Origin of the sequence: Brucella intermedia LMG 3301 (genome assembly GCF_000182645.1) — a bacterium.
GTDB classification, from domain to species: Bacteria; Pseudomonadota; Alphaproteobacteria; order Rhizobiales; family Rhizobiaceae; genus Brucella; species Brucella intermedia.
This window is the reverse complement of sequence record NZ_ACQA01000002.1, coordinates 182,873-209,548: the sequence shown is the minus strand read 5'-3', so window position 1 is coordinate 209,548 and position 26,676 is coordinate 182,873. Positions and strand designations below refer to the sequence as shown.

The following is a 26,676-nucleotide window of genomic DNA, read 5'->3' as shown; positions in this document are numbered from 1 at the left end:
GCCGGGATTATCATTTTACGAAATCTATTTGGCGAAGAGCGAAGAGCGAAGAGCATGATCTTTGAACCGTCGGACGAAGAACTGACCGTTACGCTGCTTGTCCTGCCGGATTGTTCGCTGATGTCGCTGGCCGCGACGCTGGACCCGATGCGCGGCGCCAACCGCGTGACGGGCCGCTCGCTCTATCGCTGGCGCGTGGTCTCGCCGGACGGCAGCGATCCGGTCACGTCGAGCGGCCTCAAGGTTTCGGCGGACGGAAAATTCGAGGCTGGCGCGCAGGACATCCTCATCATCGTCAGCGCCTTTCACGCATTGGAACATGCGACGCCGAAGCTTCTCGCCATGCTGCGGCAGGCTGCCAAGCAATCGAAGCTCATCGTGGGTGTGGAAGCCGGATCATGGGTCCTGGCAAAGGCCGGATTGCTCAACGGCCGCAAGGCAACCACGCACTGGGAAGACCTGGAAGCATTTTCGCAGCGCTTTCCCGAAGTCGAAATGCAATCGGATCGCTGGGTGCGGGATGGGGCACTTCTGACGACCGGGGGTGCGGCCCCGGCGCTCGACATGATGCTGGCGCTCATTCGCGCCCGCCATGGTTACTCAATCGCGCTCGATGTCGCGAGCCTCTACGTCTATGATGAGGTGAAACAGGCTTCGGATGCGCAGCCGCTGGTCTCCCTCGGGAGATTGCTCAATCGCGAGCCGCGACTGGCCGACGCGATAAAGATCATGGAAACCCACATAGATCGCCCGATCCCTGTGTCGAGCGTGGCGCGCAGGCTGGGCCTTTCGACGCGCAGTCTCGAATTGCTGTTTGCCAATGTGATCGGCCAGTCACCGGGCAACTACTATCTGTCGCTCCGGCTGAAAGCTGCCCGGCGGCTGATCCTCGACACCCGTCTTTCCATGGCCGACACAGCAGAACAGACCGGCTTTTCGTCGATCAGTTCGCTGTCCCGCGCCTTCAAGCGGCATTTCGGTCAGTCGCCGAGCAAATTGAGGCAGTAAACGACTTACAGACCGAGACCCGACTTTACCGCAGCAAGCGCCGGCTTGCCGTCGGTAGTGGTCACACCGTCGAGCCATGCATCGAGCTGCGCCGGGTTGTCCTTGATCCATTTCGTGACGGCATCCTTGGCTTCCATGCCGTCGTTCAGGATCATGTTCATCATCGTGCTTTCCATCTCCGTGCTGAATTTCAGGTTCGACAGGAAGCGCGAGACATTGGGGCAGTCGGTTGCATACCCCTTGCGGGTCAGGGTCTCGACGGTGGCCGCACCATCGTCCGGCCCAAACAGGTTTTCGCCATTTTGCAGATAGGTCAGCTTGTAGCGAATGTTCATCGGATGCGGCGTCCAGGCGAAGAAAACGACAGGTTCATCCTTGCGCACCGCATTTTGAACCTGCGAAAGCATGGCCTGCTCGCTCGATTCCGCCAGCTGGAAATCCTTCAGGCCGAACTTGTCCTTCTCGATCATCGACTGGATCGTGGCATTGGCGCTGCTGCCAGCCTCAATGCCATAGATCTTGCCGCCAAGCTGATCCTTGAATTTGGCTATGTCGGCGTAGTTCTTGATGCCGAGATCCTTGCCCGTGGCGGCAAGACCGATCTTCGCGCCCTGAAGGTTCACACCGGCCTGCTCGACCTTTTTGCCCTCGATATAGGGTTTGCGCGCTTCCTCCTGAAGCGGCATCCAGTTGCCGAGGAAAATATCGATCTGACCGTTTTCCAGCGACTGGAAGGTGACAGGCACGGAAAGAATAGTCGTTTGCGGCTGATACCCGGCTTTTTCCAGCAGCAGGGAGGCAAGCGCCGTCGTTGCGGTAATGTCGGTCCAGCCGACATCGGAGAATTTGGGTGACTTGCAGGCTTCGCTTTCGGCAGCCTGCGCCTGCACGCTGGCAAGGCTGGCGACGCTGGCTGCAAGCAAAAGAAGTATGCGTTTCATTATCTTCTCCCCTTTGTTTTTATTGAGAACAACATGATAGGGGAAACAGGAAATACCTCTTCGCAATATACGCAATCATCTTTGCGTTTTGCGCAGCCTTTGGCCCTCAACCGTCCGGGCAGGTTTGGAAAAGCTGCCCAAAACCGGGACGAAATTTACCTGCCCGCACCATATTGCGCGTCGCTGACATGCTCCATCCAGTCCACGACCTTGCCGTCGAGCTGTTCCTGAATGGCGATATGGGTCATGGCGATGTTGGCCGATGCGCCGTGCCAGTGTTTCTCGCCGGGCTCGAACCAGACGACGTCGCCGGGCCGGATTTCCTCGATCGGCCCGCCTTCACGCTGCACGAGGCCAAGCCCGGCAGTGACGATCAGGGTCTGGCCAAGCGGATGCGTATGCCATGCCGTGCGAGCGCCGGGCTCGAAAGTCACGGTCGCCGCCGCCGCGCGCCTGGCATTGTTTGGAGAGAACAGCGGATCGATACGGACATTGCCCGTAAACCAGTCGGCTGGGCCTTTGCCGGAAGGATCGGTTCCGTTTCGCTTGATATCCATGGCGCGTTTCCTTTCGAATAAGAGAGACGCACCATAAATCAAGTCCGCGACGAGATCAGCGCCTTTTGGCGGGGTGCGCCTGCAAAATCACGTTATGCCGTTTTTCAAGCTCGACGTTGACCGCCTCGATTTCCCGCGCCTTGCGCGCATCGTCCCAGCCGAGTTCCCGCGCAACAATGCTGGCGATCGCAGCGAGATTGCTGGTCGTCAGCGCCCCGTCGATGGCAAGGGTCGTGCGCCGCAGTACGACATCCGCCAGGTGCACGACGAGTTCGTTGCGCGCGATCCATGCGATCTCCGTCGCGCTGATCGTTTCGGTTTCCGGCAACATCGTTACCGAGGCCCCGGCTTCCTCGCGGAGGATGGGCAGGGCCGTCGTGCCATAGCGCTTCAACAGGGTCTCGACCCGTGCGGCGGGCAACCGAGTTTCGGTGGCATATTTCGTCACCCAGGCCTTGCGGGCGCGATCATCGGCAGGATAGTCCCTGCCGCCACCAATGGCGAGATTGCGCGTGGACACCTGCCGGGTCTTGCCGAACCGGGTCAGAACCTTGTCGGCCACTTCCTCGGCAAAGCCCCGGAACGTTGTCCATTTGCCACCGACCAGCGCAATGATCGGGAACGGACGTTCGCTGTCCGGCTCGATCACTGGCGCGGAATGATCGCGGCTGATCAGGCCCGGTTCGGAAGCGTTGGACGCCGGAAGCGGGCGGATGCCGCTATAGGTATAGACGATCTGGCTGCGGTCGAATTTGAGCTTCGGCAGCAGCGAACGCAGGCTGTCGATGAAATAATCGGTCTCGTGATCGTCGCAACGTACATTGTCGGGATCATCGGATGGAATGTCGGTGGAACCCACCAGCGCCAGACCATGATAGTCGTAGACAAGGCAGATGCGCCCGTCATCCGCCTCGAAATAGATCATCCGCCCGTTAAGGCTCTTCACCAGTTCGGGGTGGTCGACAAGAATATGCGAGCCCTTGGTGCCGCCGATCATCTTGGTCGGTTTCCCGAGCGCGGCATTGACCCGGTCGATCCATGGCCCGGCCGCATTGATGACCAGCTTTGGCCTGACGGCGAATTTCGCACCGTCCGGCCCCTCGAAGCCCACCACGCCGTTTTCAGCGGAAATGAGCGTCATGAAATTGGCGGCAGCGCTTTTCGGACTGGCGCGCAGGCCGTCGCTCACGAGTTCATAGACCAGACGTTCCGGCTGGCTGACCTTTGCGTCGTGATAGATGCCGCCTGCCACGATTGCGGGCGTGATATAGGGCATTTCCTTCGTCGCCGTTTCCTTCAGCAGAAAACGGTGACGCGGCATGACGCGTTCGCGCGCGCCGAAATAGTCGTAGAGCGCCAGACCGATCTTGATCAGCACGGCGCCACGGCTGCGCGGCGCGGTCGTGGAACCGAACAGGGTGCGCAGCGCCGCCGTGATGCCCTTGGTCCATGAAAAGACGGGAATGAAGGTCGGCAGAGGCTCCACATTGTGCGGCGCGTTCTTCAGCAGCAGATTGCGCTCCAGCGTGGACTGCGCCACAAGACCGAACTCTCCGGTTTCCAGATATTTCAATCCGCCATGGATCAGCCGCGACGGGGCGGCGCTGGTGCCGGAACCGAAATCCGCCTTGTCGACGATCAGGCAGTTCACACCCTGCTCGCTTAGATCGCGAAAGAGCCCTGCCCCGTTGACGCCCGCACCGAGAATGAGCACATCCACGCCTTCGGCCTCAAGCTGTCCGATGCGGTTCTTCATCTGGGCCAGACTTACGAAATCATTCATGTCACTGTCTCTCTGGGCGAAGGACGCCCTTCATTTCAATCCGTGAGGGCTTCGATCTTCGGCCAGATCGGCCCGAGTGCCGACGCGATTTCCTTGAACAGCTGATAGCGCGTCTCATAGAGCGCGCTCCGCTCCGCATCCGGCTGATAGGTGCGGCCGATGGCATCGAGATCGCGCGGGTCGTTGTAGACATCGGCAAAGACACCGGCGCCCTTGCCAGCGCACAGCGCCGCACCCCATGCTGCCGCTTCATCCGTATCCGTCACCGTAACGGGCATGCCGAGCACATTGGCGAACATCTGCGCGAAAGCCGGACTGCGCGACACGCCACCCGTAAGCCGCGCGGCGGAAATCGCAAATCCGTCCTTCAGATGATCGACATGGATGCGGTGGTTGAAAGCAATGCCTTCCCACACAGCGCGCAGCATGTCGCCCCGATCCTGCCAGCCACGCAGACCGAAAAACGCGCCGCTCGCCATCGCCCCATAGGGCGAGCCGAAAAGATAAGGGTGGAACATCGCCGTCGAAGGCTTCGCCAGTGCCGAATCGATTTCCGGGCGCAGCATGTCGTGGATTGATCGCCCTGTTTCCTCCGCCTCGCGGCGTTCCGCCGGGCAGAGCTTGTCGAGGAACCAGTCATAATTGGCCGTCGATGCGGGCGAGATCGACATGTTGTTCCATTCGCCCGGCGCAATGCCGTTGCGGCAGAACCAGCTCTTGTCGACACGCGGTTCGGACGACAGCGTTTCGTTGATGGAATAGGTTCCGGCAACCACTGCAACGGTTCCGATGCCAAGCCCGCCCACGCCGAGCGCGGAGGCCGTCACGTCATGAAGCCCGCCGACAACCGGCGTACCGGCAACGAGACCGGTGCGCTTCGCGCATTCAGCCGAGACCTTGCCGACAATCTCATCGGAGCGCGACATGGGCGGCAGCGCGTCCCAAAGCGCATCGAGCCCGAACAGAGCGAGCGCTTCCTTCGAGTATTCCTGCGTGTTCACATCGGTAAAGGAGGTGGAGGCTTCGGTGCGATCCGTGCCCACGTCACCGGTGAGACAGAAGCGCAGCCAGTCCTTGCAGGCGATCACATGGGCGATGCGGCGGTAGCGTTCCGGCTCGTTTTCCTTCACCCATGCCAGAATGGCCGATGGCGCCGACGCATGGGGCAACTGGCCGGTAACGGCGATGGCGCGGTCCGCGACCGGGCTGTTCACCCAGCGCTCCGCCACATCCACGGCGCGGCTGTCGAGCGAGAGGATACCCGCGCCGAGCGGCCGGCGATCCTTGTCGAGCATATAGATGCCGTCGCCATGCGCAGTGGTGGCGATTGCCAGAACGTCGGAAGCTGGACGTCCGCTTTTGGCGATGGCTTCGGCAATCGCATCGGCGGTCGCATTCCAGAATTCATCCATGTCGCGTTCGACATGGCGCGGGCGCGGGAACGATTGCGCAACGCGGCGGCGCGCAACGGCAAGGGTGGTTCCGTCAACGTCGAACAATACGGCTTTGGTGACGGTGAGGCCGCTATCGATTCCGAGCAGAGAAGGCATGTATCGTATTCCTGATAAATATGCTGAGGCTAGTCCGGCCTGCCGCCTGTCCGGGCGCGCGCAACGACGACATTGATGCCTTGCGCCTCCATGCGCTCGATATGCGCAAAGGGCGTGTTCTCATCGACGATGACGACATCGAAATCGGTCAGGGCCCCGAAATTGTGCAGGGCGCGGCGCTCGAACTTTGTATGATCGGCCAGCAGGATGCGTTTGGCGGCGCAATCCAGCATGGCGCGCTTGGTCTCCACCATTTCCGGTGACTGGTGGAACAGAAGATCATCCGTGATCGCGGCAATCGATATGAAGGCCACATCGGCGCGAAGACGGCGAATTTCGTGGATGGTCATGCCGCCGACGAAGGCGTTGCACCAATTATAGAGCTGGCCGCCGAGACCGAGCAGCGTCACGTCCTTCATGTCGCGCAGTTCGTTCATCAGGATGAGCGAATTGGTGATAGCGGTCAGCGGCCCCTTTTCGGCCAGGTGCGGCACCATTTGCAGGACGGTGGTGGAATCGTCGAAGAAAATCGCCTGGCCGGGTTCGACGAACTGCATTGCCGCTTCGGCGATCAGTTTCTTTTCTTCCGACTGGCGGGTGACGCGATAAAGATCGCTTGCCTCGATCAGGCTTGTCGGCGCCGCCGACACGATGCCGCGCGACTTGCGAAACAGGCCGCGGCTCACCAGTTCATCGACGTCGCGATGCGCCGTCATCAGGCTGATGCCGAACCTTTCGGTCAGGTCCTCGATCCGCATCGAGCCTTCAGCCATTACAGTTTCCGCAATCTGCTGGCGCCGGACGAGCTGACGCGCATGCCGACTGTCATTCGGCACCTGCTCCGCCATAAGCTTGTCAATGCTTGCTTTGTTGCTCACTGCCATGCCCGTCACTTGACCCCTTGCTTGCGCGTTCCGAAAGCTCCGGAATCGCCTGATAGGCTTCATATTGCGCGGTCTTCAGCCCCAAAATCCAGCGAGTGATTGCATGGGACTTTCTTGAGGAGAGGGACTTCTGGAAATACGCATCCCGGAAGCGGCTGGGCTGCCGGGATGCGCCTTGTTCAAACCTTACTGTTCGAGAACGAACGGCGAGGTGTACTTGTCGACATTGTCCTTGGTGATCAGGATGCAGTCGAAGAGCTGCTTTTCCTGATCGACGCCGGTCTTGCCGGTCTTGATGAAGTTGTCGGCCTGCTTGACGGCAGCTTCCGAGAACACGGCAACCGGCTGCAGAACGGTGTACTGCAATTCACCGGCCTTGATGGCTGCGACCGCATCCGGCGAACCGTCGAAACCGCCGACCTTGACCTGATCGAGCTTGCCGGCCTTCTTCAGAGCGGCAATCGCGCCCAGAGCCATTTCGTCGTTACCGGAGATGACGCCGATAATGTCCGGGTTGGCCTGAAGCAGGGCCTGCATCTTGTCGTGGCCCTGGGTACGGTCCCAGTTGGCGACGTCCTTGCCGGCCTTCACCAGATCGGGATACTGCGACAGAACGGTATCATAGCCGTTCGAGCGCGTTGCGGCGTTGTTGTCCGACGGCGAACCGAACAGTTCGACATACTTGCCCTTGTCGCCAACGCTTTCGACCCACTGGGTCGCGCCGAGGGCTGCGCCCTGCGCGTTGTTGGAAACGAGCTGCGCCTTGGCCAGGCCTTCCTGGTTGATTTCCGCATTGACGAGGAAAACCGGGATATTGGCGGCGATTGCGCGCTTGACCGCACCGACCGAACCGTCCGCATTGGCCGGATCGAGAATGATGGCCACCGACTTGTTGGTGATAGCGGTGTCGATCAGGTTGCTCTCGGTGTTGGTGTCGCCCTTGTGGCCACCGACAACAGCCTTGTAGCCGAGACCTTCGGCGGTCTTCTTGGCGATTTCACCTTCGGTGAACCAGTACGGGTTGGACGGATCGTTGACGATGATCGTCATCAGTCCTTCGGCCCAGGCCGTGCTGGCGATGAGAGGCAACGCTGCCGCAGCGGCGAACAGAACGCGCATTCCCTTCTTGAACATGGTCTCACTCCCTTAACATTTTTCGTTTGCGTTATGCCGGTTCCCCGGCGGTACTTATTTCCATCAGGCCGTTTTCGAGATCATGCGCCTTTCCGGAAACCTTTCGATACGCCCGAATTTCAGCGGCCCCACCCGGAACGGTGGGCAGAGCCGCTTTCGATTATCGCCGGGAGTATTGAATGCTGTTGAGCAGAACCGCGAGCACGATCACCGCGCCGGTAAAGACGGTCTGCCAGTAGGAGGACACGCCGATGATCACGAGGCCGTCGGAAAGGAAACCGATCACGAAGGCGCCGAGAAGCGTGCCCTGTATAGTACCGCGCCCCCCAGTGAGCGCAGCGCCACCGATAACCACGGCGGCGATTGCCGTGAGTTCGTAGGTGGTGCCTGCCGTCGGGCCTGCCGACGTCAGCTGCGAAGCAAGGATCAGACCGGCGATCGCAGCGCAGATGCCGGAAATGACATAGACCGACACCTTGACGCGCTTGACCGGCACGCCGGACAGTTCAGCCGCACGTTCATTGCCGCCCGATGCATAGAGCCAGCGGCCGAATGCGGTGCGGTTGAGAACGATGGCGCAGATGATGGCGAGAACCACCAGAACCAGAACACCGATCTGCACGCCGAACAGCTTGTTGAAGCCGAGCCAATCGAAGCCGGTATTGCCAAGCTCCGGCCGTCCGCCGAGATTGTTGTAAGTCAGGCCATTGGTCATCAGCAGCGCCACGCCGCGCGCGCAATAGAGAACGCCAAGCGTCGCAACGAAGGCTGGAACCCGCAGATAGGCAATCAGCACGCCATTGATCGCGCCGACGAACGCGCCAAGCGCACAGGTGATGATGACGACCGCCCATACCGGGAAATAAAGAATGACGCCGAAATGCTGCAAGGTGACGCCCTGCATCAGGAAACCGGCAACCACGCCCGCCAGCCCCAAAGTAGAGCCGACCGAAAGATCGATGCCGCCATTGAGGATGACGAGCAGCATGCCGATGGCAAGCAGGCCGAATATCGCCACATGCGACGACATGGTGAGGAAATTGTTGACCGTGAAATAATTCGGCGAAAGAAACGAGAAAACTGCAATGATCGCAATCAGCGAAAAGAACGCGCGGCCTTCGAGCAGCAGGTGCACGAGGCTGGTCTTTCGCTTCGCGCCGTTCGGAGCGGCTGTTTCCTTGTTGGTGCTTGTGACTGACATTCTATCAGTGCTCCATAACTATTCTTGAGCGTTTCTAGGAAAGGGGCGCTGGAACCGCTCTATCTATTTGTTTTTACGCATTATCCTACGCAAAACCGCTTCGCACTTTTGCTGGAAATGCTCTAATGACCGACCATGGCTTCGCCCGAGGCGGCCATGATCTTCTCCTTGGACACGTCCGATCCGAATTCGGCGGAGATGCGTCCACGGTGCATGACGATGATACGATGAGCGATGCTGAGGCATTCGCCGACTTCCGAGGTCGTATAGACGACGGCCAGGCCCTGCTTCGCCTTTTCGGCCAGAAGCTTGAACACTTCCGCCTTCGCGCCGATGTCGATGCCGCGGCTCGGCTCATCGAGCAGGATGACTTCCGGCTCGGTCGCCAGCATCTTGCCGATCACGACCTTCTGCTGGTTGCCGCCGGAAAGCGAACCGATTGCCGCTTCGCCGCCATCGGTCTTGATGTGCACATTCCGGATCGACTGATCGACAATCTGTTTCTCGCGTTTGCGCGATGTGAAAAGGCCCTTGGTCATCTCGGCGATGCTGGCGAGCGACAGGTTCTTGCCGACCGTCATCGTCTGCACGAGACCGTCGCGCTGGCGATCTTCCGGCACCAGCACAAGGCCCCGCTCGATGCGCTGCGCGATGGTGAGGCCGGAAACGTCCTGCCCTTTCAGGAGCACGCGTCCCCCGCTAGCCTTGAGACGACCGGCAACGGTTTCCAGCAATTCCGTGCGACCAGCCCCCATGAGGCCGTAGATGCAGACGATTTCACCGGCGCGCACATTGAGCGACATGCGGTCGACCAGCGAAAAGCCTGCGCCGCCCGGATCGGGAACGGTCAGGTTTTCGACAGAAAGCGCCACATCGCCCCATTCATATCCGGTGGGCGGCGAGCCGAGATCGAAGTTCTCGCCGACCATGTTGCGCACGATCCATTCCAGATCGATTTCCTCACGCGGCGCATAGGCAGTCATCGTTCCGTCGCGCAGCACAACCGCATGATTGGTGATCTGCAGCGCTTCTTCCAGATGATGCGAAATATAGACGATGGCGACGCCACGCGCCGTCAGGTCGCGGATGACCTTGAACAGGACTTCCACTTCCGAGGCGCTCAACGCCGAAGTGGGCTCATCCATGATGAGAATGCGCGAATTGACCGAAAGCGCGCGGGCGATTTCCACCACCTGCTGCTGGCCGAGACGCAGTTCCTCGACCGGCGTCAGCGGGTCGATGTCTTCTTCCAGTTCGGCCAGAAGCTCGCGCGTCAGCCGTTCTTCCTCGGCAAAATCGACGCCGGTGGCGGTGCGGATCTCGCGTCCCATGAAGATGTTGTCGCGCACATTCATGTTGGGCGCGAGGCTCAGCTCCTGATGGATGATCGAGATGCCGTGGTCGCGCGCTTCGGTGGACGAGTTGAACGTCACCGGTTCGCCGTCGAGAATGATCGTGCCGGAAGTCGGCTGGATGACGCCGGACAGCACTTTCATCAAGGTGGATTTCCCGGCGCCGTTTTCGCCGAAAAGCGTCGTGACCTGACCACGGCGGATTTCAAAATTCACGCCTTTCAGGGCATGAATGCGACCGTAGGATTTGGCGACGTTATGCGCGGCAAGAACGACATCGCCGTTTTTGCCTTCGATTTTGGGAGCGGTGCTCATTTCACTTCGAGCCCCACAGGCGTGACGAGCCAGTTCTTGGGATTGACCAGCTTGAACACGCCGACAACCGAAACGGTCTTGCCCGTCAGGTTTTCTACATCGACGCCCGAAAGCACCTGCTTCTTCATCTCGTTGTTCAGCGCCGAACCGGCGTTCTGATATTCGATCTGGTTCTTGAACTGGCCGAACTGGATTTCGCCGGTGGCATCGCGCAGGTCCGTGCCGTTGACGGCGGGGCCGGTCTGGATGCGGATCGCCATGCCTTCCGGCAGGCCTTCAACCTTCACGACATTGTAGTTGGACTTGCGCTCTTCCACGACGCCGGTGAACTTGACCGGGATGACCGGATTGACGTCGCCCACGCCATATTTCTTTCCGGCTGCAGCCTTATCGGCAGCGAGAGCCGTTCCGACTTCCACGGCATCGACGGCGCGCTGCTCGACGCTGGCCTTGACCTTGGGAAATTCGGTTGCGCCATAGGCATCGGGAGAGAAAGCCTGCTGGCGCACATCGGAATCAGACCCGATCTTCACGACCTTCGTGTCGAAAGCAATCGCGCCGACAACCACAACCGCAGCGATCACGCTCCAGACGATGGCGCGGCTCAGCTTGGCGGGTTTTTGTGAAACTTGACTGGTTTGTGCACTCATTATCAAACGCCTTCAGCAATTCTGCCGGATTGTCGTTATAGAAACAGAAGATGCGGCTGAATTCAGACCGCCCGGAGATCATCCTCGACCATCACGCCTGCCGGGTAGGCGAAAGCCTCCGCGAGAGCGGTGCAAGATGCGGCAGACGAGATCATGATATCCTCCACGTGAATTCCAGGGCCCCGCTCCTCCGTGCATCCTGGAACAGATGCGCCGCCCATCGGAACTTATGATAGCGGCGTGTTATTAACTCCAATAATGATGTTATAAAGCTCCAAAGCTGTCAATCGGATGTTTTCCAAACGCCGGTGAATTAGCATAATTTCGCGCTGAATCCCGATCACGATCCAGCGAAATCCACTACATAATCCGTTATCGGGCGCGTTATTCGCAGCTTTGACATTCATCGCCAGCCCGGATGGATCAGCAATCCGCGTCACTTAAATTATCATTTATATTCAAATATTTAAATTGAAGCCAACATAGAAGACAGCTCAACATATCGCGGAAGAACCCGGACAAAACCGCAAGCCGCCGCATAGCGATTTTCTCCACATTCACTCTTTGGTGAAAAAAAATGCGCACTCTCGAAAATTTTACAGACAAGGTGATAGCGTTATGTTATCTCCAGCTTACGCCATTGCCCGATTTCATTATAAACGGGGCCGCGAGCGATGTATTTTCAGTCGCGGGAGGAATCCAAATGTCAATGAAGGCAGATATCCGCCATGCGTAAGACAGGTGACATCATCATCGGGATCGACGCGGGCACGTCCGTGCTCAAGGCAGTCGCTTTCGACCTCAGCGGACGCCAGATCGAATCCGCGGCGGTTCGCAACAAATACGATACCGGCGACCATGGCGCGGTTACCCAGTCGCTTTCCCAGACATGGCAGGATTGCGCGCGCGCCTTGCGCGATCTCGGCGCCAAGTTGCCGGGCCTTGCCGAACGCACCGCGGCGATTGCCGTCACCGGACAGGGCGACGGAACCTGGCTTGTGGGCCACGGCAACCAGCCGGTTGGCGACGCCTGGCTGTGGCTTGATGCCCGCGCCGCCTCCACCGTCACGCGGCTTGCCGCCGGGCCCATGAACCGCGCGCGCTTTGAAGCGACCGGCACGGGACTCAATACCTGCCAGCAGGGCTCGCAGATGGCGCATATGGACGCCACCGCGCCGGAGCTTCTGGACAATGCGGAAGCAGCCCTTCACTGCAAGGACTGGCTCTATCTCAATCTCACCGGCGTTCGCGCCACCGATCCGTCGGAAGCAAGCTTCACCTTCGGCAATTTCCGCAATCGTCAGTATGATGACGTGGTGATCGAGGCCCTCGGCCTGACGAAGCGCCGCGGATTGCTGCCGGAGATCATCGACGGCACCGAAGTCCAGCATCCGCTATCCCCCGAAGCGGCGGCTGCAACGGGTCTGCGGGCGGGGACGCCGGTGAGCCTTGCCTATGTGGATATGGCGATGACTGCGCTTGGTGCGGGCGTGCGCGGCGGTACGGCTGACGCCGGATGCTCGACCATCGGCTCCACCGGCGTGCATATGCGCGCAAAGCCGGTGGCCGATATTCATCTGAACAAGGAAGGCACCGGCTACGTCATCGCGCTGCCGATCCCCGGCATCGTCACGCAGGTGCAGACCAACATGGGCGCGACCATCAATATCGACTGGATATTGCAGGTCGCAGCCGATCTCATGTCGACGCCGGACAAGCCGGTTTCGCTTGGCGATCTCATTCCCCGCCTCGATGACTGGTTCAATGCCAGCCGTCCCGGCGCCATCCTCTATCACCCGTATATTTCGGAAGCTGGCGAGCGCGGCCCCTTTGTCAATGCCGATGCGCGGGCCGGTTTCATCGGGCTTTCCAGCCGCGACCGTTTTCCGGAACTGGTGCGTTCGGTCGTGGAAGGCCTCGGCATGGCGACGCGCGATTGCTACGCGGCAATGGGCGAAATGCCTGCCGAACTGCGCATCACCGGCGGCGCTGCCCGCTCGAAGGCGCTGCGCGGCACGCTGTCGGCTGCCGTCAACGCGCCTGTGCGCGTTTCGGCCCGCGAGGAAGCGGGCGCGGCGGGTGCTGCCATGATGGCCGCCGTGGCCATCGGCGCCTATCCGACCATGGACGACTGCATCGCCGAATGGGTGGAACCGCTGCTGGGCGCGGGCGAAGCCCCGGATGCGGCGCGCGCACGGCATTATGAAGAACTTTTCGTTGCCTATCGGGAAGCGCGACTGGCTCTGACGCCGGTCTGGGACAAGCTCGCTTCCGGCAAATAAGGAAATATTGAAATGGCTGAACCGGAAACCTGCGACCTGTTTGTAATCGGCGGCGGCATCAACGGCGCGGGCGTGGCCCGCGACGCTGCCGGGCGCGGCCTCAAGGTCGTGCTGGCGGAAAAGGACGATCTGGCGCAGGGAACCTCGTCGCGCTCCGGCAAGCTGGTGCATGGGGGCTTGCGCTATCTCGAATATTATGAATTCCGCCTCGTACGGGAAGCGCTGATCGAGCGCGAAGTGCTTTTGAACGCCGCTCCCCACATCATCTGGCCGATGCGTTTTGTGCTGCCGCACAGCCCGCAGGACCGTCCGGCCTGGCTGGTGCGGCTCGGCCTGTTCCTCTACGACCATCTCGGTGGCCGCAAGAAGCTGCCCGGCACGCGCACGCTCGATCTGCGCCGCGACCCGGAAGGCACGCCGATCCTCGACCAATACACCAAGGGTTTTGAATATTCCGACTGCTGGGTGGACGATGCCCGCCTCGTGGCCCTCAATGCGGTGGGCGCTGCCGAAAAGGGCGCAACCATCCTCACCCGCACGCCTGTCGTCTCCGCACGTCGCGAGAAAGGCGGCTGGATCGTGGAAACGAAGAACCGCGACACGGGCGAGACCCGCACATTCCGCGCGCGCTGCATCGTCAACTGCGCCGGACCATGGGTCACGGATGTCATTCACAATGTCGCCGGTTCCAACTCGTCGCGCAATGTGCGCCTCGTCAAGGGCAGCCACATCATCGTTCCGAAATTCTGGTCGGGCGCGAATGCCTATCTCGTCCAGAACCACGACAAGCGCGTGATCTTCATCAACCCTTATGAGGGCGACAAGGCGCTGATCGGCACCACCGACATCGCCTATGAAGGGCGCGCCGAAGATGTTGCGGCGGATGAGAAGGAAATCGAATATCTGCTGACCGCCGTGAACCGCTATTTCAAGGAAAAGCTCAGGCGTGAAGACGTGCTGCATTCCTTCTCCGGCGTGCGCCCGCTGTTTGACGACGGCAAGGGCAATCCTTCCGCCGTCACCCGCGACTACGTCTTCGACCTCGATGAAACCAACGATGCGCCGTTGCTCAACGTCTTCGGCGGCAAGATCACCACCTTCCGCGAACTGGCGGAACGCGGCATGCATCGCCTCAAGCACATTTTCCCGAAAATGGGCGGCGACTGGACGCATGGCGCACCGCTTCCCGGCGGCGAAATCGCCAATGCCGATTATGAAACCTTCGCCAATTCCCTGCGCGACACCTATCCGTGGATGCCGCGCACGCTCGTCCATCATTACGGGCGTCTCTATGGCGCACGCACGAAGGACGTGGTTGCAGGCGCGCAGAACCTCGAAGGGCTTGGCCGTCATTTCGGCGGCAACTTCCATGAAGCGGAAGTGCGCTATCTGGTGGCAAAAGAATGGGCGAAGACGGCGGAAGACATTCTCTATCGCCGCACCAAGCATTACCTGCACCTGACAGAAGCCGAACGCGCCGCATTCGTGGAATGGTTCGACAACGCTAAAATCGTCGCTTGAGGACACATCATGGCGCTGACGCTTTCGCTGAATACCAATCCGCTTGTGAACCGCTTTGCCGAGCCGGGCGACCTGATCGAAACGGTTGCCCGCGACCTGCGCCTGCGCGACCTCCAGCTGACCCATGAATTCATCAATCCGAGCTGGCAGGCTTCGACCATCCGTCGCCTGACGCGCGACATGGACAAGGCCTTGCAGCGCACCGGCGTCCGTGTCACTTCGGGCATGACCGGCCCCTATGGCCGCCTCAACCATTTCGGCCATCCCGATGCGGAAGTGCGCCGCTACTATGTCGACTGGTTCAAGACCTTTGCCGACATTATCGGCGACCTTGGCGGCAAGTCGGTCGGTACGCAGTTCGCTATCTTCACCTACAAGGATTTCGATGATCCGGCGCGCCGCGAAGACCTGATCAAGATCGCCATCGACTGCTGGGCCGAAGTGGCCGAACATGCGGCTGGCGCCGGTCTCGACTATGTGTTCTGGGAGCCGATGAGCATCGGGCGCGAGTTCGGCGAGACGATTGCCGAATGCATGAAGCTTCAGGATCGCCTCACCGCCGCCGACATGGCGATCCCCATGTGGATGATGGCCGACATCGACCATGGCGACGTCACCTCGTCCAACCCGGACGATTATGACCCTTACGCCTGGGCGCGGGCCGTGCCGAAGGTCTCGCCGATCATTCACATCAAGCAGAGCCTGATGGACAAGGGCGGGCATCGCCCGTTCACCGCCGCGTTCAACGCCAAGGGCCGCATCCAGCCGGAACCACTCCTCAAAGCCTTTGCCGAAGGCGGCGCGGTTGATAATGAAATCTGCCTGGAGCTTTCCTTCAAGGAGCGCGAGCCGAACGACCGCGAAGTCATCCCGCAGATTGCGGAAAGTGTGGCTTTCTGGGCTCCCCACATTGACACCGGCGCCAAGGACTTGAAAATATAGGTAATTTCAGGAACCGGACCGTTTTCAATGGCAGATGCTGACGATTCACTGGCGCTGCGCGCCGCCTGGCTTCACTTTGTGGGCGGCATGACCCAGTCAGCCGTCGCCAAGCGCCTCGGCCTGCCTTCGGTGAAGGCGCATCGCCTGATTGCCAAGGCCGTCGCCGATGGTGCGGTGAAGGTAAGTATCGACGGTGACATTACCGAATGCATCGACCTCGAAAACCGCCTCGCCGACATGTACGGCCTCGATTATTGCGAGGTTGCGCCCGACATTGGCGAGGAAGGCCTGCCGCTGATGGTCCTCGGCCATGCCGGGGCGGATTTTCTGCGCCGCGAGATCGAGCACGGCGATCACGAAGTCATCGGCATCGGCCATGGGCGCACGCTTTCTGCCGCCGTCAGCTATATGCCGCGTGTCGCGGCCAGCAATGTACGTTTCGTATCCCTGCTGGGCGGCCTGACGCGCAATTTCGCCGCCAACCCGCATGATGTGATGCACCGCATCGCGGAAAAGACGGGGATGCCCGCTTATGTGATGCCGGTTCCCTTTTTCGCCAACACGGCGGAAGACCGTGAAGTGCTGCTCGCCCAGCGCGGCGTCACCACGGTTTTCGACATGGGTTGCCGCGCCGAACTGAAGATCGTGGGCATCGGCACGGTGGATGCGCAGGCGCAGCTCGTCACATCCGGCATGATAGAATTGAGCGAAGTTGAGGAGATTGCGAACCTCGGCGGCGTCGGCGAAATGCTCGGCCATTTCTTCGATGCAAACGGCCAGCGCCTCGAAACCGCGCTCACCGCCCGCACCATCGCCGCCTCGGTGGAAAACGCTGATATGAGCCGAATCATCGGGCTGGCCGGCGGAATTTCCAAGGCTGACGCCATTCGCGCCGTGCTGAAAAGCGGCCGGCTTTACGGCCTCATCACCGATGAGCGCACCGCAAGGGCTCTTATCCGACAGCCAGATGGAAAATAACAAAATCACATTTTTCTCGTGGATTTTTTTGTGATTTTGTGATCTAACTTCATGCGATAAATGTTCCGCCAATGAGATCGGAAACAGCGTGAAGCGCGACGACAGACGACAGGCGATCATAAACCTTCTCATCGAAAATCAGGCCGTCGACCTCGACGATCTGGCGGACCGGTTTGCTGTTTCCAAGATGACGATCCACCGCGATCTGGATTCGCTGGAACATTCCGGCGTGCTGCGCAAGGTGCGCGGCGGCGCGACCATCGATACCGGCACCCAGTTCGAGAGCGATTTTCGTTTCCGCGAGCGGCAGGACGGCGAAGCCAAGCAGAAGATGGCCCGCGCCGCGCTGGAACTGGTGGAACCCGGCATGACCGTGATGGTCAATGACGGCTCCATGGCAGCTGTCCTCGGCGGCATGTTGCTGGAAAAGCGCCCATTGACCGTCATCACCAACAATGCCGTCATCGTCGATGAGCTGAAGGGCGAGAACGGGATCAATCTGATCGCGCTCGGCGGAACCTATTCAGCCAAGTTCAACGCCTTTTTCGGCATACTGACGGAAGAAGCGCTGTCGCATTTGAGTGCCGACATCGCTTTCGTTTCGTCGCCCGCCGTCAACGGGCAGCTTGTCTATCACATGGATGAAAACGTGGTGCGCACCAAGCGCGCCATGACGGCGTCCGCGGCCCGCACCTGCCTTCTGGTCAATCACCAGCGGTTCGGGCGCCCTGCCCTCCACGTCATGGCAAATCTCTCCGATTTTGACGCGATCATCACCGATTCATCACCCGGCGCCGCCATACTGGACGAACTCGAGCAGGCCGGGATCAGACTGACAATAGCAGCAGACTAGGAACAGTTACGCATGAGCAGATTCTGGGTTGGAACGAGTTGGAAAATGAACAAGACGCTGGCCGAGGCCCGCGCCTTTGCCGAAGCGCTGAAGGCTGCCGATGGCGGTCGTTCCGCCGATATCCAGCGCTTTGTCATTCCACCGTTCACCGCCGTTCGCGAAGTGAAGGAAATCCTGTCGGGGACCTCCGTCAAGGTCGGCGCGCAGAACATGCACTGGGCCGATCAGGGCGCATGGACCGGCGAAATTTCACCGCTGATGCTGAAAGATTGCAATCTCGACATCGTTGAGCTTGGCCATTCGGAGCGCCGCGAGCATTTCGGCGAGACCAACGAAACGGTTGGCCTCAAGGTCGAAGCCGCCGTGCGCCACGGCCTGATCCCCCTCATCTGCATCGGCGAAACGCTGGAAGACCGCGAAAGCGGACGCGCGGCTGAAGTGCTGGAAGAAGAAGTGCGCGGCGCTCTTTCCCGGCTTTCCGACGACCAGAAACAGGCTGAAATCCTGTTCGCCTATGAGCCCGTATGGGCCATCGGCGAGAACGGCATTCCCGCTTCCGCCGATTATGCCGACGCGCGGCAGGCCGAAATCATCGCGGTTGCCGAAAGTGTGCTCGGACGCCGCGTGCCTTGCCTCTATGGCGGCTCGGTCAATCCCGGCAATTGCGAAGAACTCATCGCCTGCCCGCATATCGACGGCCTGTTCATCGGCCGCTCGGCGTGGAACGTGGAAGGCTATCTCGACATTTTGGACAAGTGCGCCAGAAAGATTCAATCCAATTAAAGGAGCAATCCCATGAAAGTAGCAGTAGCAGGCGACAGCGCCGGCGAAGGTCTGGCCAAGGTTCTCGCCGACTATCTGAAGGACCGTTTCGAGGTTTCGGAAATCTCGCGCACGGATGCTGGCGCGGATGCATTCTACGCCAACCTTTCCGACCGCGTGGCTTCCGCAGTTCTCGACGGCACCTATGACCGCGCCATCCTCGTTTGCGGCACCGGCATCGGCGTGTGCATCGCAGCCAACAAGGTTCCGGGCATTCGCGCCGCGCTCACGCACGACACCTATTCGGCAGAACGCGCAGCGCTTTCCAACAACGCCCAGATCATCACCATGGGCGCCCGCGTCATCGGCTCGGAAGTGGCCAAGACGATTGCCGACGCCTTCCTCGCACAGACCTTCGACGAAAACGGCCGTTCGGCTGGCAACGTCAACGCGATCAACGAAGTCGACGCGAAATACAACAAGGGCTGATCGCCCTTATTTGACGTCCCGGCCCGAAACGCTTCCGCTTTTCGGGCCGGTGGCGAAACCGGTTCAGCTTTCCGGAATGACGGCAGCAAAGTCCATTGCACCGTGAAGGATGTGGACGACAATCACCTGCTCACCATCAAGGCGATAAAAGATCAGATAATTGCCGTGAACCTTTCGGCGTATGCCCTGCTTTTCATATCGGGGCACCTTGGGAAAAGCCTTTGGAGAGGCGGCAATCGCCAGGCATTCCCGTTCCATTTCATCGATAAAGGATAAAGCTCTGAGCGGATTGTCCCTCGCGATATAATCGCCTATCCGCAGGAGGTCATTCGTCGCTTCGTCCGTGAAATGGACCTTCATTCGGTCGTGTCCGGCAACATTGCCTGATAGCGTTTACGCAAGGCCCCGAAAACGTCCTCCGCGCCGGCTGTCCGGCTTGCATCAGCGTCGGCGACCCCGCGCATGATGGAGGCGTCGAGCGCAGCAAGACGGGTTTCCCGCTCCTGAACGAGGCGCACGCCCTCACGCAGAACCTCACTTTTCGAGCCGTATCGTCCCGTATCGACAAGGTCCTGTACGTAGCTTTCAAGCTGCTTGCCAAGTTCTGCACTGATCATCTGTCCTGCCTCCATCGCTCTGCGATAGTGACAAGATAGATTTCTTATCAATTATTATCAAGACCCTCGACCGTGCAAACAAAAAGCGGAGGATTTCCCCTCCGCTTTTCATTTAGCTTATAGCAAGGCGCTAAGATGCTAACGCATCACGCCCTGAAGATGCTCAATCGCCGCACGGGCTTAACCAAGTCTCAGCAAGACTTGGTTAAACAGCAGAACTTAGCTGAACTTCGGGTCCAGCGAACCATCGCGATAACGCTTTGCCATGTCGGAAAGCGGGATCGGACGGATTGAGGCGGCATGACCGGCAGTGCCGAACTGCTCGAAACGCTCCTTGCAGAGCTTGGTCATGGCAGCCATTGCCGGCTTCAGGTACTTGCGCGGATCGAACTCGCTCGGGTCTTCCTGCAGGACGCGGCGGATCTGGCCGGTCAGCGCCATGCGGTTGTCCGTATCGATGTTGATCTTGCGCACGCCATGCTTGATGCCGCGCTGGATTTCCTCGACCGGAACACCCCAGGTCGGCTTCATCTGGCCGCCATATTTGTTGATGATTTCCTGCAATTCTTCCGGCACGGAAGACGAGCCGTGCATGACGAGGTGCGTGTTCGGCAGCTTGCGGTGGATTTCCTCGATCACATGCATGGCGAGCACGGAACCGTCCGGCTTGCGGCTGAACTTGTAGGCGCCATGCGAGGTGCCCATGGCGATCGCCAGTGCATCGACCTTGGTTTCGCGCACGAACTTCACGGCTTCGTCCGGATCGGTCAGAAGCTGGTCGTGCGACAGCACGCCTTCCGCGCCGTGGCCGTCTTCGGCATCGCCCATGCCGGTTTCGAGCGAACCGAGAACGCCGAGTTCACCTTCCACCGAGATGCCGCCCAGATGCGACATCTCGCTGACCTGACGCGTGACCGAAACGTTATAGTCCCAGTCGGCCGGGGTCTTGCCGTCGGCTTTCAGCGAACCGTCCATCATGACGGAGGTGAAGCCTGCCTGAATGGCGGTCATGCAGGTTGCGGCTTCATTGCCATGGTCGAGGTGGACGCAGACCGGGATATGCGGATAGATTTCCGTCACCGCGTCCATCATGTGGCGAAGCATGATGTCGTTGGCATAGGCACGCGCGCCGCGCGAAGCCTGCAGGATCACCGGCGCATCGACGGCATCCGCCGCTTCCATGATGGCCAGAGCCTGTTCCATGTTGTTGATGTTGAATGCCGGGACGCCGTAACCCTTTTCAGCGGCGTGATCGAGCAATTGCCGCAGCGTAATGCGCGCCATTTCTAGCCTCCTAGAGCGCATCCCGAAAAGTGTGAAACGGTTTTCGGAACAGGATGCGCGTTGCAAAACAATTGGATGGAGCATTTGCAATGCTCCAGGCGATGTCAGGTCAGGTTATTTCGCGAAGTACTCGCCGAGGATGTCCACCTCTTCGGCAACGCCGAACACCAGCGCACTGCGCTCGTGATAGGTTTGCGGGACGATATCGAGAATGGATCTCGAACCGTCGGTCGCCTTGCCTCCCGCCTCACGGGCGAGGAAAGCAATCGGATTGGCTTCGTAGACGAGCCGCAGGCGGCCCTTCTCGTAGCCGGGGCGGCTGTCGTTCACGTAGAAGAACAGCCCGCCGCGCTGCAGGATGCGGTGCATGTCGCCCACCGCAGCACCAAGCCAGCGCATGTTGAAGTTACGCCCGCGCGGACCGTCCTTGCCGTTATAGGCATCATCCACATAGGCTTTCATGCCAGCCGAAAGGTGGCGATAAACGGATGCGTTGAACGCCAGATCGGAGGTGCGCTCGGGCAACGTCACATTGCGGCGCGTGATATGGAAAATCCCGCTCACCGGATCGAAGGTCGCGAAGATCACGCCTTCGCCGACCGAAAAGCCGAGATCGACCGAATTGCCGTAGGACACATAACCGGCGGCGAGCTGGCGGTTGCCGGGCTGCAGGAACGGTTCTTCCACATCGGCGGGAAAGATCGAGAAGATCGTGCCAAGCGGTGCGCCGAGGCCCACATTGCCGGAACCGTCGAGCGGGTCGATGGCGACGGCGATCAGCCCATCGGCCTTGCCAGCCACCGGCAGGTCCGCTTCTTCGGAAAGAATTGAGGCCGCGCCCGCAGCAATCAGCAGCTCGACGAACAGGTCGTGCGAACCGACATCGATGCACTTCTGCTGGTCCTGATCGCTGTTGACGCCGACGAGCTTGCCCGGATCGCCGGGAAGCGAACCGCGAGCAATGCGACCGGCAAGCCGTGTCGCGCCCGCCAGAATGGCCTTGATCGCATCGGCGGTCGCAAGACGCAGACCATCCTTGCCAGCCCAGTTGTCCAGATAGGCGCCGACCGCTTCGGCTTCCACGCGCTCGCTGTCGCCCACCAGAACCAGCGGAGAAAAATTGCCAGCCATCGTCATTCGCCCTGCTCCAGCAAGAACTTGGCGCGGGCGACAATCGCCTCGGCCGTAATGCCGAATTTCTCATAAAGCACCTCGGCAGGGGCCGAAGCGCCGAAGCCGTCCATGCCGATCACATCGTCTTCGCTGTCGACATAACGTGTCCAGCCGAACTTGCCCGCAGCTTCGACAGCGATGCGCGGCGCATCGCCCAGAACACCCTTGCGGTATTCCTTGCTCTGCTTTTCGAACAGGTCCCAGCTCGGCATGGAGACGACCGCGGTTGCGATGCCTTCTTCAGCAAGCTTTTCGGCAGCCTTCACGGCGAGCGAGACTTCGGTGCCCGTGGCAAGCAATGTGATCTGGCGTTCGCCCTTCGCCTCACGCAGCACATAGGCGCCGCGTGCGGAAAGATTCTCGCCATTGTCGGTGCGCAACTGCGGCACGTTCTGGCGCGACAGGGCCAGAACCGAAGGCGTGTTCGGATCGGAAACCGCAACAGCCCAGCATTCCAGCGTTTCAATCGTATCCGCCGGGCGGAAGACATGCAGGTTCGGCATGGCGCGCAGGCTGGCCAGATGTTCGACCGGCTGGTGGGTCGGGCCGTCTTCGCCAAGACCGATGGAGTCATGCGTCAGCACATGGATGACGCGCACGCCCATCAGAGCCGAGAGCCGGATGGCGTTGCGGGCATAATCGGAGAACACCATGAAGGTGCCGCCGTAAGGAATGAAGCCGCCATGGACCGCAATGCCGTTCATGGCCGCACCCATTGCGAACTCGCGCACGCCGTAGCTCACATAGCGGCCGCTCTTTTCCGGCGTGAAGTCGCTGTCGACAGCCGGAACGCGGGTGAGGTTCGAATGGGTAAGGTCAGCCGAGCCGCCGATCATTTCCGGGAGCGCCGCCGTCAGGCTTTCAAGCGCAATCTGGCTTGCCTTGCGGGTCGCGACATTCTGCGGCTTGTCGAGAAGGCGCTGCTTTGCGTCCGCGACAACCGCAGCGAAGCCTTCCGGCAGGACACCGGCGATCCGGCGGTCGAATTCGGCACGTTCGGCTGCGGGCAGCGCATCGACGCGCTTCTGCCATGCATCGCGTTCCGACGCGCCACGGGCACCGGCTTCGCGCCAGGCATTGAGCAGGGGAGCAGGAATTTCAAAGGCTTCCGCCGTCCAGCCGAGCGCTGCCTTGGTGGCCGCATTTTCGGCGGCACCAAGCGGAGCGCCGTGAACGCCGCTCGTACCGGCGCGGTTCGGCGAACCATAGCCGATGACGGTCTTGAGCGCGATCAGCGTCGGGCGGTCGGCCTGAGCCTTGGCGCGCGTCAACGCCGCATCGATGGCGTCGTGATCGTGACCGTCGACCTTTTCGACATTCCAGCCGCACGCCTTGAACTTGGCCGGAATATCGTCGGTGAAGGCGATTTCCGTGCTGCCGTCGATGGTGATGCCGTTGTCGTCATAAAGCACGATCAGCTTGCCGAGGCGAAGATGCCCGGCGAGAGAGATCGCCTCCTGGCCCACGCCTTCCATGAGGCAGCCGTCGCCGCAGAAAACATAGGTGCGGTGATCGACTATATCCTTGCCGAACTGGTCGGCGAGCGCGCGTTCGGCGATTGCCATGCCGACGGAGCTTGCAAGGCCCTGACCGAGCGGCCCGGTGGTCAGTTCGACGCCTTCGGTATGGCCATATTCGGGGTGACCGGCGGTCTTAGAACCCCACTGGCGGAAGTTCTTCAGCTCATCGAGCGACACGTCCTTGTAGCCCGCCAGATAGAGCGCGCTGTAAAGCAGCATCGAGCCATGGCCGTTGGAAAGCACGAAGCGGTCGCGGTCGGCCCAGTTGGGGGCCGACGCGTCGAATTTCAGGTGCTTCGAGAACAGAACGGCTGCGGCGTCGGCCATGCCGAGTGGCATTCCCGGATGGCCGGAATTGGCGGCATCGACGGCATCGATCGAGAGAGCGCGAATGCAGTTGGCGAGTTGCAGCATATCTGATACGGGCGGGGCGAAATTCATCGGCGGCAACCTCCTTGCCAAATGCAAAGTCTCAGGCATTTCCGGCAAGGCGAAACCCGGGTTCCGGCACCGGCATGCGTATAAACAACAAAGCCACGGCGCATTATGCAACGCGGGCGTTACGCCGACTGGATGCAATGCGCTCGTGCTGCCCGGGTTTGCGCGGTCCCTTCAGGACCAGCCTCCCGGGCACCAATTCCGGTAACACCGTTTCAAAAGCATAACAATATGGTCATAACATTATAACGATTTAAATGTGATCTTGAGTGTGATTTTTCTTTCCACACCCCCGTTTCAGGCCCTTTGGACGGGCAGAATCGCAGGATCGGCGCCGCGACTCACCCCCGCAAAACAAAAAGACAGCCCGCGGGCGACCGCGGACTGTCATTTGAATGATCCTTGCGATGGGGCGGATTACGCGCCCGCCATGCGCTGGCGTCTCTCGCGTAACAGCATCGGACCATATTCCAGAACGTAAAGCCCGAAAGCGCCCATCCAGAGCAAGGCCGAGGCGGCGAGGATGGTGTGGAAGAAATTCGGCATGATTTCCGCCAACGGACGGATCAACGCCGCCGCGACAAGGCAGAGATAAGCGGCCTGCGTGACGGGCGATGCCGTCAGTTCGCGCCCGGTATGGCCGCGGGTGGCCCGCGTCATGACCGCCAGCATCATGCAGCCGATCGCACCCACCGTCACAACATGCAGTGCGGAATAGGGATTGAGGCGATCAATGGCCGAGAGACCGATGGCGATGAAACCGAGCGGGATGAACGCATAGGCGACATGAAGAACCAGCAGCAGCTTTTCCCGCGCCACAGACCATCCCCGCCAGCGGTAAAGCCGCACGATGTGAAACAGGGCTGCAATCCACGCCAGTACCGCCGTTATCGTCTGGTCGGGAGCGGCGATCCAGCCGATACAGGCAGCCACTCCGACGAGAATGCTGAAACCGTCATAGCGGTTGAAAGGCACCGGAAAGCGCGTCTCCCCCATCTTGTTGAGCCAATTGCGGGTGAAGCTTGGCACAATGCGCCCACCAATCACCATAACCAGCAGGACATAGGCGCTGACCCCGATGCGGTCGGCCAATGCCACGTCACCGTCGGTCAGGATCAGATAATGGAAGACGAGATTGGCAACCATCACCGTTGCCACGCCAACCAGCACCTTCAGGTTTTTCCATTGGCGCCCGGCAATGATTTCCCGCGCGCAGATGAAAAGCAGCGAGGGCAGAAACAGACTTTCGACAGCGACTGCAAAGCGCACATCGATCAGGTCAGGCTCGAGAAAGACGAGCCGTCCTGCAAGCCATACCCCGCAGAGAATGGCGAGCGGTGTGCCCGATACCGGCAGGCCGCCTGTCCAGTTCGGAATGGCGGTCAGCAGAAAGCCTGCGAGAACGGCGGAAGAAAAACCGAACACCATTTCATGGGCGTGCCAGTTCAGCCCGCCATAGGAACCGCCCAACGGCGTTCCAAGAGTGAGCGACAATATCCAGAAGAGCATGGCCAGAACGGCCCATATGGCTCCGCCCAGAAAGAATGGGCGGAAGCCATAGCTGAGGAGGACGGGACCGGTCATCTTCAGTCCGCGCGGCATACCTTTTTGATCGGATGGCATCGCAGCAGGTACTGCCTGCAGGCCTGGCTGTCTGGTCATGATGTCCTCGCCATGAAGCCGGTCAAGTCCGGCTCATCGAGTTTCGGTATTACTGGCCCCTATTACTGGCCCGCATTATTTGGCGCTGGCGATGACCTTTTCCAGCCGCTCCTGAACGACCTTCGGCTTCTTGGCCGAAACGATCTGTTCGAGATTGGCCGGGCTGTCGCCCACGGCGATCAGCGCGATCATGCCCATTGCATAATGCGGAGTGCACTTTACCAGATATGCGCCGGGTTCCGTAACCGTCAGCACATAATTCTCGTTGATCTTGCTTTTGAACTTCTCCGCGCCTTCCGGGATCATGTCCTTGATGGATTCGACATTGTGCCCCTTGTCCACCGGCACGAAGGTGATCGTGTCGCCGGGATTGGCCTTGATATAGGCGGGCTCGAAAACCATGGCGCCCTCGGCGCCCTTGTTGAGCATGTGAACTTCGATATTTTCGGCAAGGGCTGGGGCCGCCAGCACCGCAAGAATGCCTGCTGCAGCAAATTTGATTGCGAGTTTACGCATTTTCGTCCTGATCTCCATCGGGTGGGCGCAGCTGCCGTCTCGGCTTTACACGCCACACGACGGGATTTAGACCCGCCGCAGGCCATTCTCTTTGATCTGGATCAAACAGGTTGCGTTATTCATGATAATGACTCTCAGAATAAAAAGGGTTGATTTTCCGCGTCGGCCCACCGCACCATTTCGGGTGAAGCCCTTTTGCCGCAGGCCCCGGCCCGCCTCCCCGGCATGACAACCCTGCATGCATCTTGTATGCATTTCAGCGAA

The 26,676-nt window shown here is 60.1% G+C and carries 24 protein-coding genes and 1 pseudogene; 9 read left to right on the top strand and 16 right to left on the bottom strand.

Features of this window, described 5'->3' with window-relative positions; genetic code table 11:
* Positions 1-54: 54 nt before the first annotated feature.
* Complete coding sequence (locus OINT_RS13460) at positions 55-1,008, top strand: GlxA family transcriptional regulator (protein ID WP_006468395.1); 954 nt, start codon at positions 55-57, stop codon at positions 1,006-1,008.
* Positions 1,009-1,013: 5 nt separating this feature from the next.
* Here OINT_RS13460 and choX read toward each other — a convergent pair whose 3' ends face one another.
* The 9 genes from choX to OINT_RS13415 all read right to left on the bottom strand — a co-directional run bounded on the left by choX (position 1,014) and on the right by OINT_RS13415 (position 11,375).
* Positions 1,014-1,949: a choline ABC transporter substrate-binding protein gene (gene choX, locus OINT_RS13455; RefSeq protein WP_006472456.1), complete on the bottom strand. Its 936-nt coding sequence runs from the start codon at positions 1,947-1,949 to the stop codon at positions 1,014-1,016.
* Positions 1,950-2,104: 155 nt separating this feature from the next.
* Complete coding sequence (locus OINT_RS13450) at positions 2,105-2,506, bottom strand: (R)-mandelonitrile lyase (protein ID WP_006472455.1); 402 nt, start codon at positions 2,504-2,506, stop codon at positions 2,105-2,107.
* A 55-nt stretch (positions 2,507-2,561) separates the two neighbouring features.
* Entirely contained in the window at positions 2,562-4,289 is a 1,728-nt protein-coding gene (locus OINT_RS13445) for a glycerol-3-phosphate dehydrogenase/oxidase (protein WP_006468392.1), read from the bottom strand.
* 35 nt (positions 4,290-4,324) lie between these two features.
* Positions 4,325-5,839: an FGGY-family carbohydrate kinase gene (locus OINT_RS13440; RefSeq protein ID WP_006468391.1), complete on the bottom strand. Its 1,515-nt coding sequence runs from the start codon at positions 5,837-5,839 to the stop codon at positions 4,325-4,327.
* A 29-nt stretch (positions 5,840-5,868) separates the two neighbouring features.
* A complete protein-coding gene (locus tag OINT_RS13435) occupies positions 5,869-6,723 on the bottom strand; it encodes a DeoR/GlpR family DNA-binding transcription regulator (protein WP_006468390.1) in 855 nt (284 codons plus the stop codon).
* A gap of 186 nt (positions 6,724-6,909) precedes the next feature.
* Positions 6,910-7,857 carry a D-ribose ABC transporter substrate-binding protein gene (locus tag OINT_RS13430; protein WP_006468388.1) on the bottom strand — a complete coding sequence of 316 codons (948 nt, stop codon included), beginning with the start codon at positions 7,855-7,857 and terminating at the stop codon, positions 6,910-6,912.
* A 160-nt stretch (positions 7,858-8,017) separates the two neighbouring features.
* On the bottom strand, positions 8,018-9,058 hold the full coding sequence (locus OINT_RS13425) for an ABC transporter permease (RefSeq protein ID WP_006468387.1): 1,041 nt from the start codon (positions 9,056-9,058) through the stop codon (positions 8,018-8,020).
* 122 nt (positions 9,059-9,180) lie between these two features.
* Positions 9,181-10,725 carry a sugar ABC transporter ATP-binding protein gene (locus OINT_RS13420; protein ID WP_006468385.1) on the bottom strand — a complete coding sequence of 515 codons (1,545 nt, stop codon included), beginning with the start codon at positions 10,723-10,725 and terminating at the stop codon, positions 9,181-9,183.
* Entirely contained in the window at positions 10,722-11,375 is a 654-nt protein-coding gene (locus OINT_RS13415; protein ID WP_006472454.1) for a DUF2291 family protein, read from the bottom strand. The genes OINT_RS13420 and OINT_RS13415 overlap by 4 nt, the downstream gene beginning before the upstream one ends.
* On the opposite strand from OINT_RS13415, the pseudogene OINT_RS24105 reads away from it, so the two are divergent.
* The 8 genes and pseudogenes from OINT_RS24105 to derI all read left to right on the top strand — a co-directional run.
* A pseudogene (locus OINT_RS24105) lies at positions 11,355-11,472 on the top strand (ATP-binding protein); the annotation flags it as partial. The gene OINT_RS13415 and the pseudogene OINT_RS24105 sit on opposite strands and share 21 nt — an antisense overlap.
* Positions 11,473-12,103: 631 nt before the next feature.
* Positions 12,104-13,657, top strand: coding sequence for an FGGY-family carbohydrate kinase (locus OINT_RS13410; RefSeq protein ID WP_006468380.1), 1,554 nt, complete (start codon positions 12,104-12,106; stop codon positions 13,655-13,657).
* Positions 13,658-13,669: 12 nt separating this feature from the next.
* Positions 13,670-15,178 carry a glycerol-3-phosphate dehydrogenase gene (locus OINT_RS13405; protein WP_006468379.1) on the top strand — a complete coding sequence of 503 codons (1,509 nt, stop codon included), beginning with the start codon at positions 13,670-13,672 and terminating at the stop codon, positions 15,176-15,178.
* Positions 15,179-15,187: 9 nt separating this feature from the next.
* Positions 15,188-16,120, top strand: coding sequence for a sugar phosphate isomerase/epimerase family protein (locus tag OINT_RS13400; RefSeq protein WP_006468378.1), 933 nt, complete (start codon positions 15,188-15,190; stop codon positions 16,118-16,120).
* A 27-nt stretch (positions 16,121-16,147) separates the two neighbouring features.
* Entirely contained in the window at positions 16,148-17,098 is a 951-nt protein-coding gene (locus OINT_RS13395) for a sugar-binding transcriptional regulator (protein WP_006468377.1), read from the top strand.
* Between the two features lie 88 nt (positions 17,099-17,186).
* On the top strand, positions 17,187-17,951 hold the full coding sequence (locus OINT_RS13390; RefSeq protein WP_006468376.1) for a DeoR/GlpR family DNA-binding transcription regulator: 765 nt from the start codon (positions 17,187-17,189) through the stop codon (positions 17,949-17,951).
* A gap of 12 nt (positions 17,952-17,963) precedes the next feature.
* Positions 17,964-18,734: a triose-phosphate isomerase gene (locus OINT_RS13385; protein WP_006468375.1), complete on the top strand. Its 771-nt coding sequence runs from the start codon at positions 17,964-17,966 to the stop codon at positions 18,732-18,734.
* Positions 18,735-18,746: 12 nt separating this feature from the next.
* A complete protein-coding gene (gene derI / locus OINT_RS13380; protein ID WP_006468374.1) occupies positions 18,747-19,202 on the top strand; it encodes a D-erythrulose-4-phosphate isomerase in 456 nt (151 codons plus the stop codon).
* Positions 19,203-19,265: 63 nt separating this feature from the next.
* Here the strand turns inward: derI and OINT_RS13375 are convergent, their stop codons facing one another.
* The 7 genes from OINT_RS13375 to OINT_RS13345 all read right to left on the bottom strand — a co-directional run bounded on the left by OINT_RS13375 (position 19,266) and on the right by OINT_RS13345 (position 26,412).
* The gene (locus OINT_RS13375; RefSeq protein ID WP_006468373.1) at positions 19,266-19,562 is read right to left on the bottom strand and encodes a type II toxin-antitoxin system RelE/ParE family toxin; all 297 of its coding nucleotides are present in this window, start codon (positions 19,560-19,562) and stop codon (positions 19,266-19,268) included.
* Positions 19,559-19,819: a type II toxin-antitoxin system ParD family antitoxin gene (locus OINT_RS13370; protein WP_006472453.1), complete on the bottom strand. Its 261-nt coding sequence runs from the start codon at positions 19,817-19,819 to the stop codon at positions 19,559-19,561. The genes OINT_RS13375 and OINT_RS13370 overlap by 4 nt, the downstream gene beginning before the upstream one ends.
* Before the next feature lie 219 nt (positions 19,820-20,038).
* On the bottom strand, positions 20,039-21,103 hold the full coding sequence (fba, locus tag OINT_RS13365; protein ID WP_006472452.1) for a class II fructose-bisphosphate aldolase: 1,065 nt from the start codon (positions 21,101-21,103) through the stop codon (positions 20,039-20,041).
* A 114-nt stretch (positions 21,104-21,217) separates the two neighbouring features.
* The gene (locus OINT_RS13360; RefSeq protein ID WP_006468369.1) at positions 21,218-22,240 is read right to left on the bottom strand and encodes a class 1 fructose-bisphosphatase; all 1,023 of its coding nucleotides are present in this window, start codon (positions 22,238-22,240) and stop codon (positions 21,218-21,220) included.
* Positions 22,237-24,237, bottom strand: a complete 2,001-nt coding sequence (gene tkt / locus OINT_RS13355) for a transketolase (protein ID WP_025092109.1) — start codon at positions 24,235-24,237, stop codon at positions 22,237-22,239. Before tkt ends, OINT_RS13360 begins: the two co-directional genes overlap by 4 nt.
* 414 nt (positions 24,238-24,651) lie before the next feature.
* Positions 24,652-25,896: an NnrS family protein gene (locus OINT_RS13350; protein ID WP_006468367.1), complete on the bottom strand. Its 1,245-nt coding sequence runs from the start codon at positions 25,894-25,896 to the stop codon at positions 24,652-24,654.
* 75 nt (positions 25,897-25,971) lie between these two features.
* Complete coding sequence (locus OINT_RS13345) at positions 25,972-26,412, bottom strand: pseudoazurin (protein WP_006473392.1); 441 nt, start codon at positions 26,410-26,412, stop codon at positions 25,972-25,974.
* Between the last annotated feature and the right edge of the window lie 264 nt (positions 26,413-26,676).

Coding starts and splice junctions, on each gene's coding strand:
- OINT_RS13345 (WP_006473392.1), bottom strand. CDS start 26,412: ATGCGTAAACTCGCAATCAAATTTGCTGCAGCAGGCATTCTTGCGGTG.
- OINT_RS13350 (WP_006468367.1), bottom strand. CDS start 25,896: ATGACCAGACAGCCAGGCCTGCAGGCAGTACCTGCTGCGATGCCATCC.
- OINT_RS13435 (WP_006468390.1), bottom strand. CDS start 6,723: ATGGCAGTGAGCAACAAAGCAAGCATTGACAAGCTTATGGCGGAGCAG.
- choX (WP_006472456.1), bottom strand. CDS start 1,949: ATGAAACGCATACTTCTTTTGCTTGCAGCCAGCGTCGCCAGCCTTGCC.
- OINT_RS13415 (WP_006472454.1), bottom strand. CDS start 11,375: ATGAGTGCACAAACCAGTCAAGTTTCACAAAAACCCGCCAAGCTGAGC.
- OINT_RS13440 (WP_006468391.1), bottom strand. CDS start 5,839: ATGCCTTCTCTGCTCGGAATCGATAGCGGCCTCACCGTCACCAAAGCC.
- OINT_RS13450 (WP_006472455.1), bottom strand. CDS start 2,506: ATGGATATCAAGCGAAACGGAACCGATCCTTCCGGCAAAGGCCCAGCC.
- OINT_RS13385 (WP_006468375.1), top strand. CDS start 17,964: ATGAGCAGATTCTGGGTTGGAACGAGTTGGAAAATGAACAAGACGCTG.
- tkt (WP_025092109.1), bottom strand. CDS start 24,237: ATGAATTTCGCCCCGCCCGTATCAGATATGCTGCAACTCGCCAACTGC.
- OINT_RS13370 (WP_006472453.1), bottom strand. CDS start 19,819: ATGATCAGTGCAGAACTTGGCAAGCAGCTTGAAAGCTACGTACAGGAC.
- OINT_RS13430 (WP_006468388.1), bottom strand. CDS start 7,857: ATGTTCAAGAAGGGAATGCGCGTTCTGTTCGCCGCTGCGGCAGCGTTG.
- OINT_RS13395 (WP_006468377.1), top strand. CDS start 16,148: ATGGCAGATGCTGACGATTCACTGGCGCTGCGCGCCGCCTGGCTTCAC.
- OINT_RS13405 (WP_006468379.1), top strand. CDS start 13,670: ATGGCTGAACCGGAAACCTGCGACCTGTTTGTAATCGGCGGCGGCATC.
- OINT_RS13400 (WP_006468378.1), top strand. CDS start 15,188: ATGGCGCTGACGCTTTCGCTGAATACCAATCCGCTTGTGAACCGCTTT.
- fba (WP_006472452.1), bottom strand. CDS start 21,103: ATGGCGCGCATTACGCTGCGGCAATTGCTCGATCACGCCGCTGAAAAG.
- OINT_RS13460 (WP_006468395.1), top strand. CDS start 55: ATGATCTTTGAACCGTCGGACGAAGAACTGACCGTTACGCTGCTTGTC.
- OINT_RS13420 (WP_006468385.1), bottom strand. CDS start 10,725: ATGAGCACCGCTCCCAAAATCGAAGGCAAAAACGGCGATGTCGTTCTT.
- OINT_RS13375 (WP_006468373.1), bottom strand. CDS start 19,562: ATGAAGGTCCATTTCACGGACGAAGCGACGAATGACCTCCTGCGGATA.
- OINT_RS13445 (WP_006468392.1), bottom strand. CDS start 4,289: ATGAATGATTTCGTAAGTCTGGCCCAGATGAAGAACCGCATCGGACAG.
- derI (WP_006468374.1), top strand. CDS start 18,747: ATGAAAGTAGCAGTAGCAGGCGACAGCGCCGGCGAAGGTCTGGCCAAG.
- OINT_RS13410 (WP_006468380.1), top strand. CDS start 12,104: ATGCGTAAGACAGGTGACATCATCATCGGGATCGACGCGGGCACGTCC.
- OINT_RS13360 (WP_006468369.1), bottom strand. CDS start 22,240: ATGACGATGGCTGGCAATTTTTCTCCGCTGGTTCTGGTGGGCGACAGC.
- OINT_RS13425 (WP_006468387.1), bottom strand. CDS start 9,058: ATGTCAGTCACAAGCACCAACAAGGAAACAGCCGCTCCGAACGGCGCG.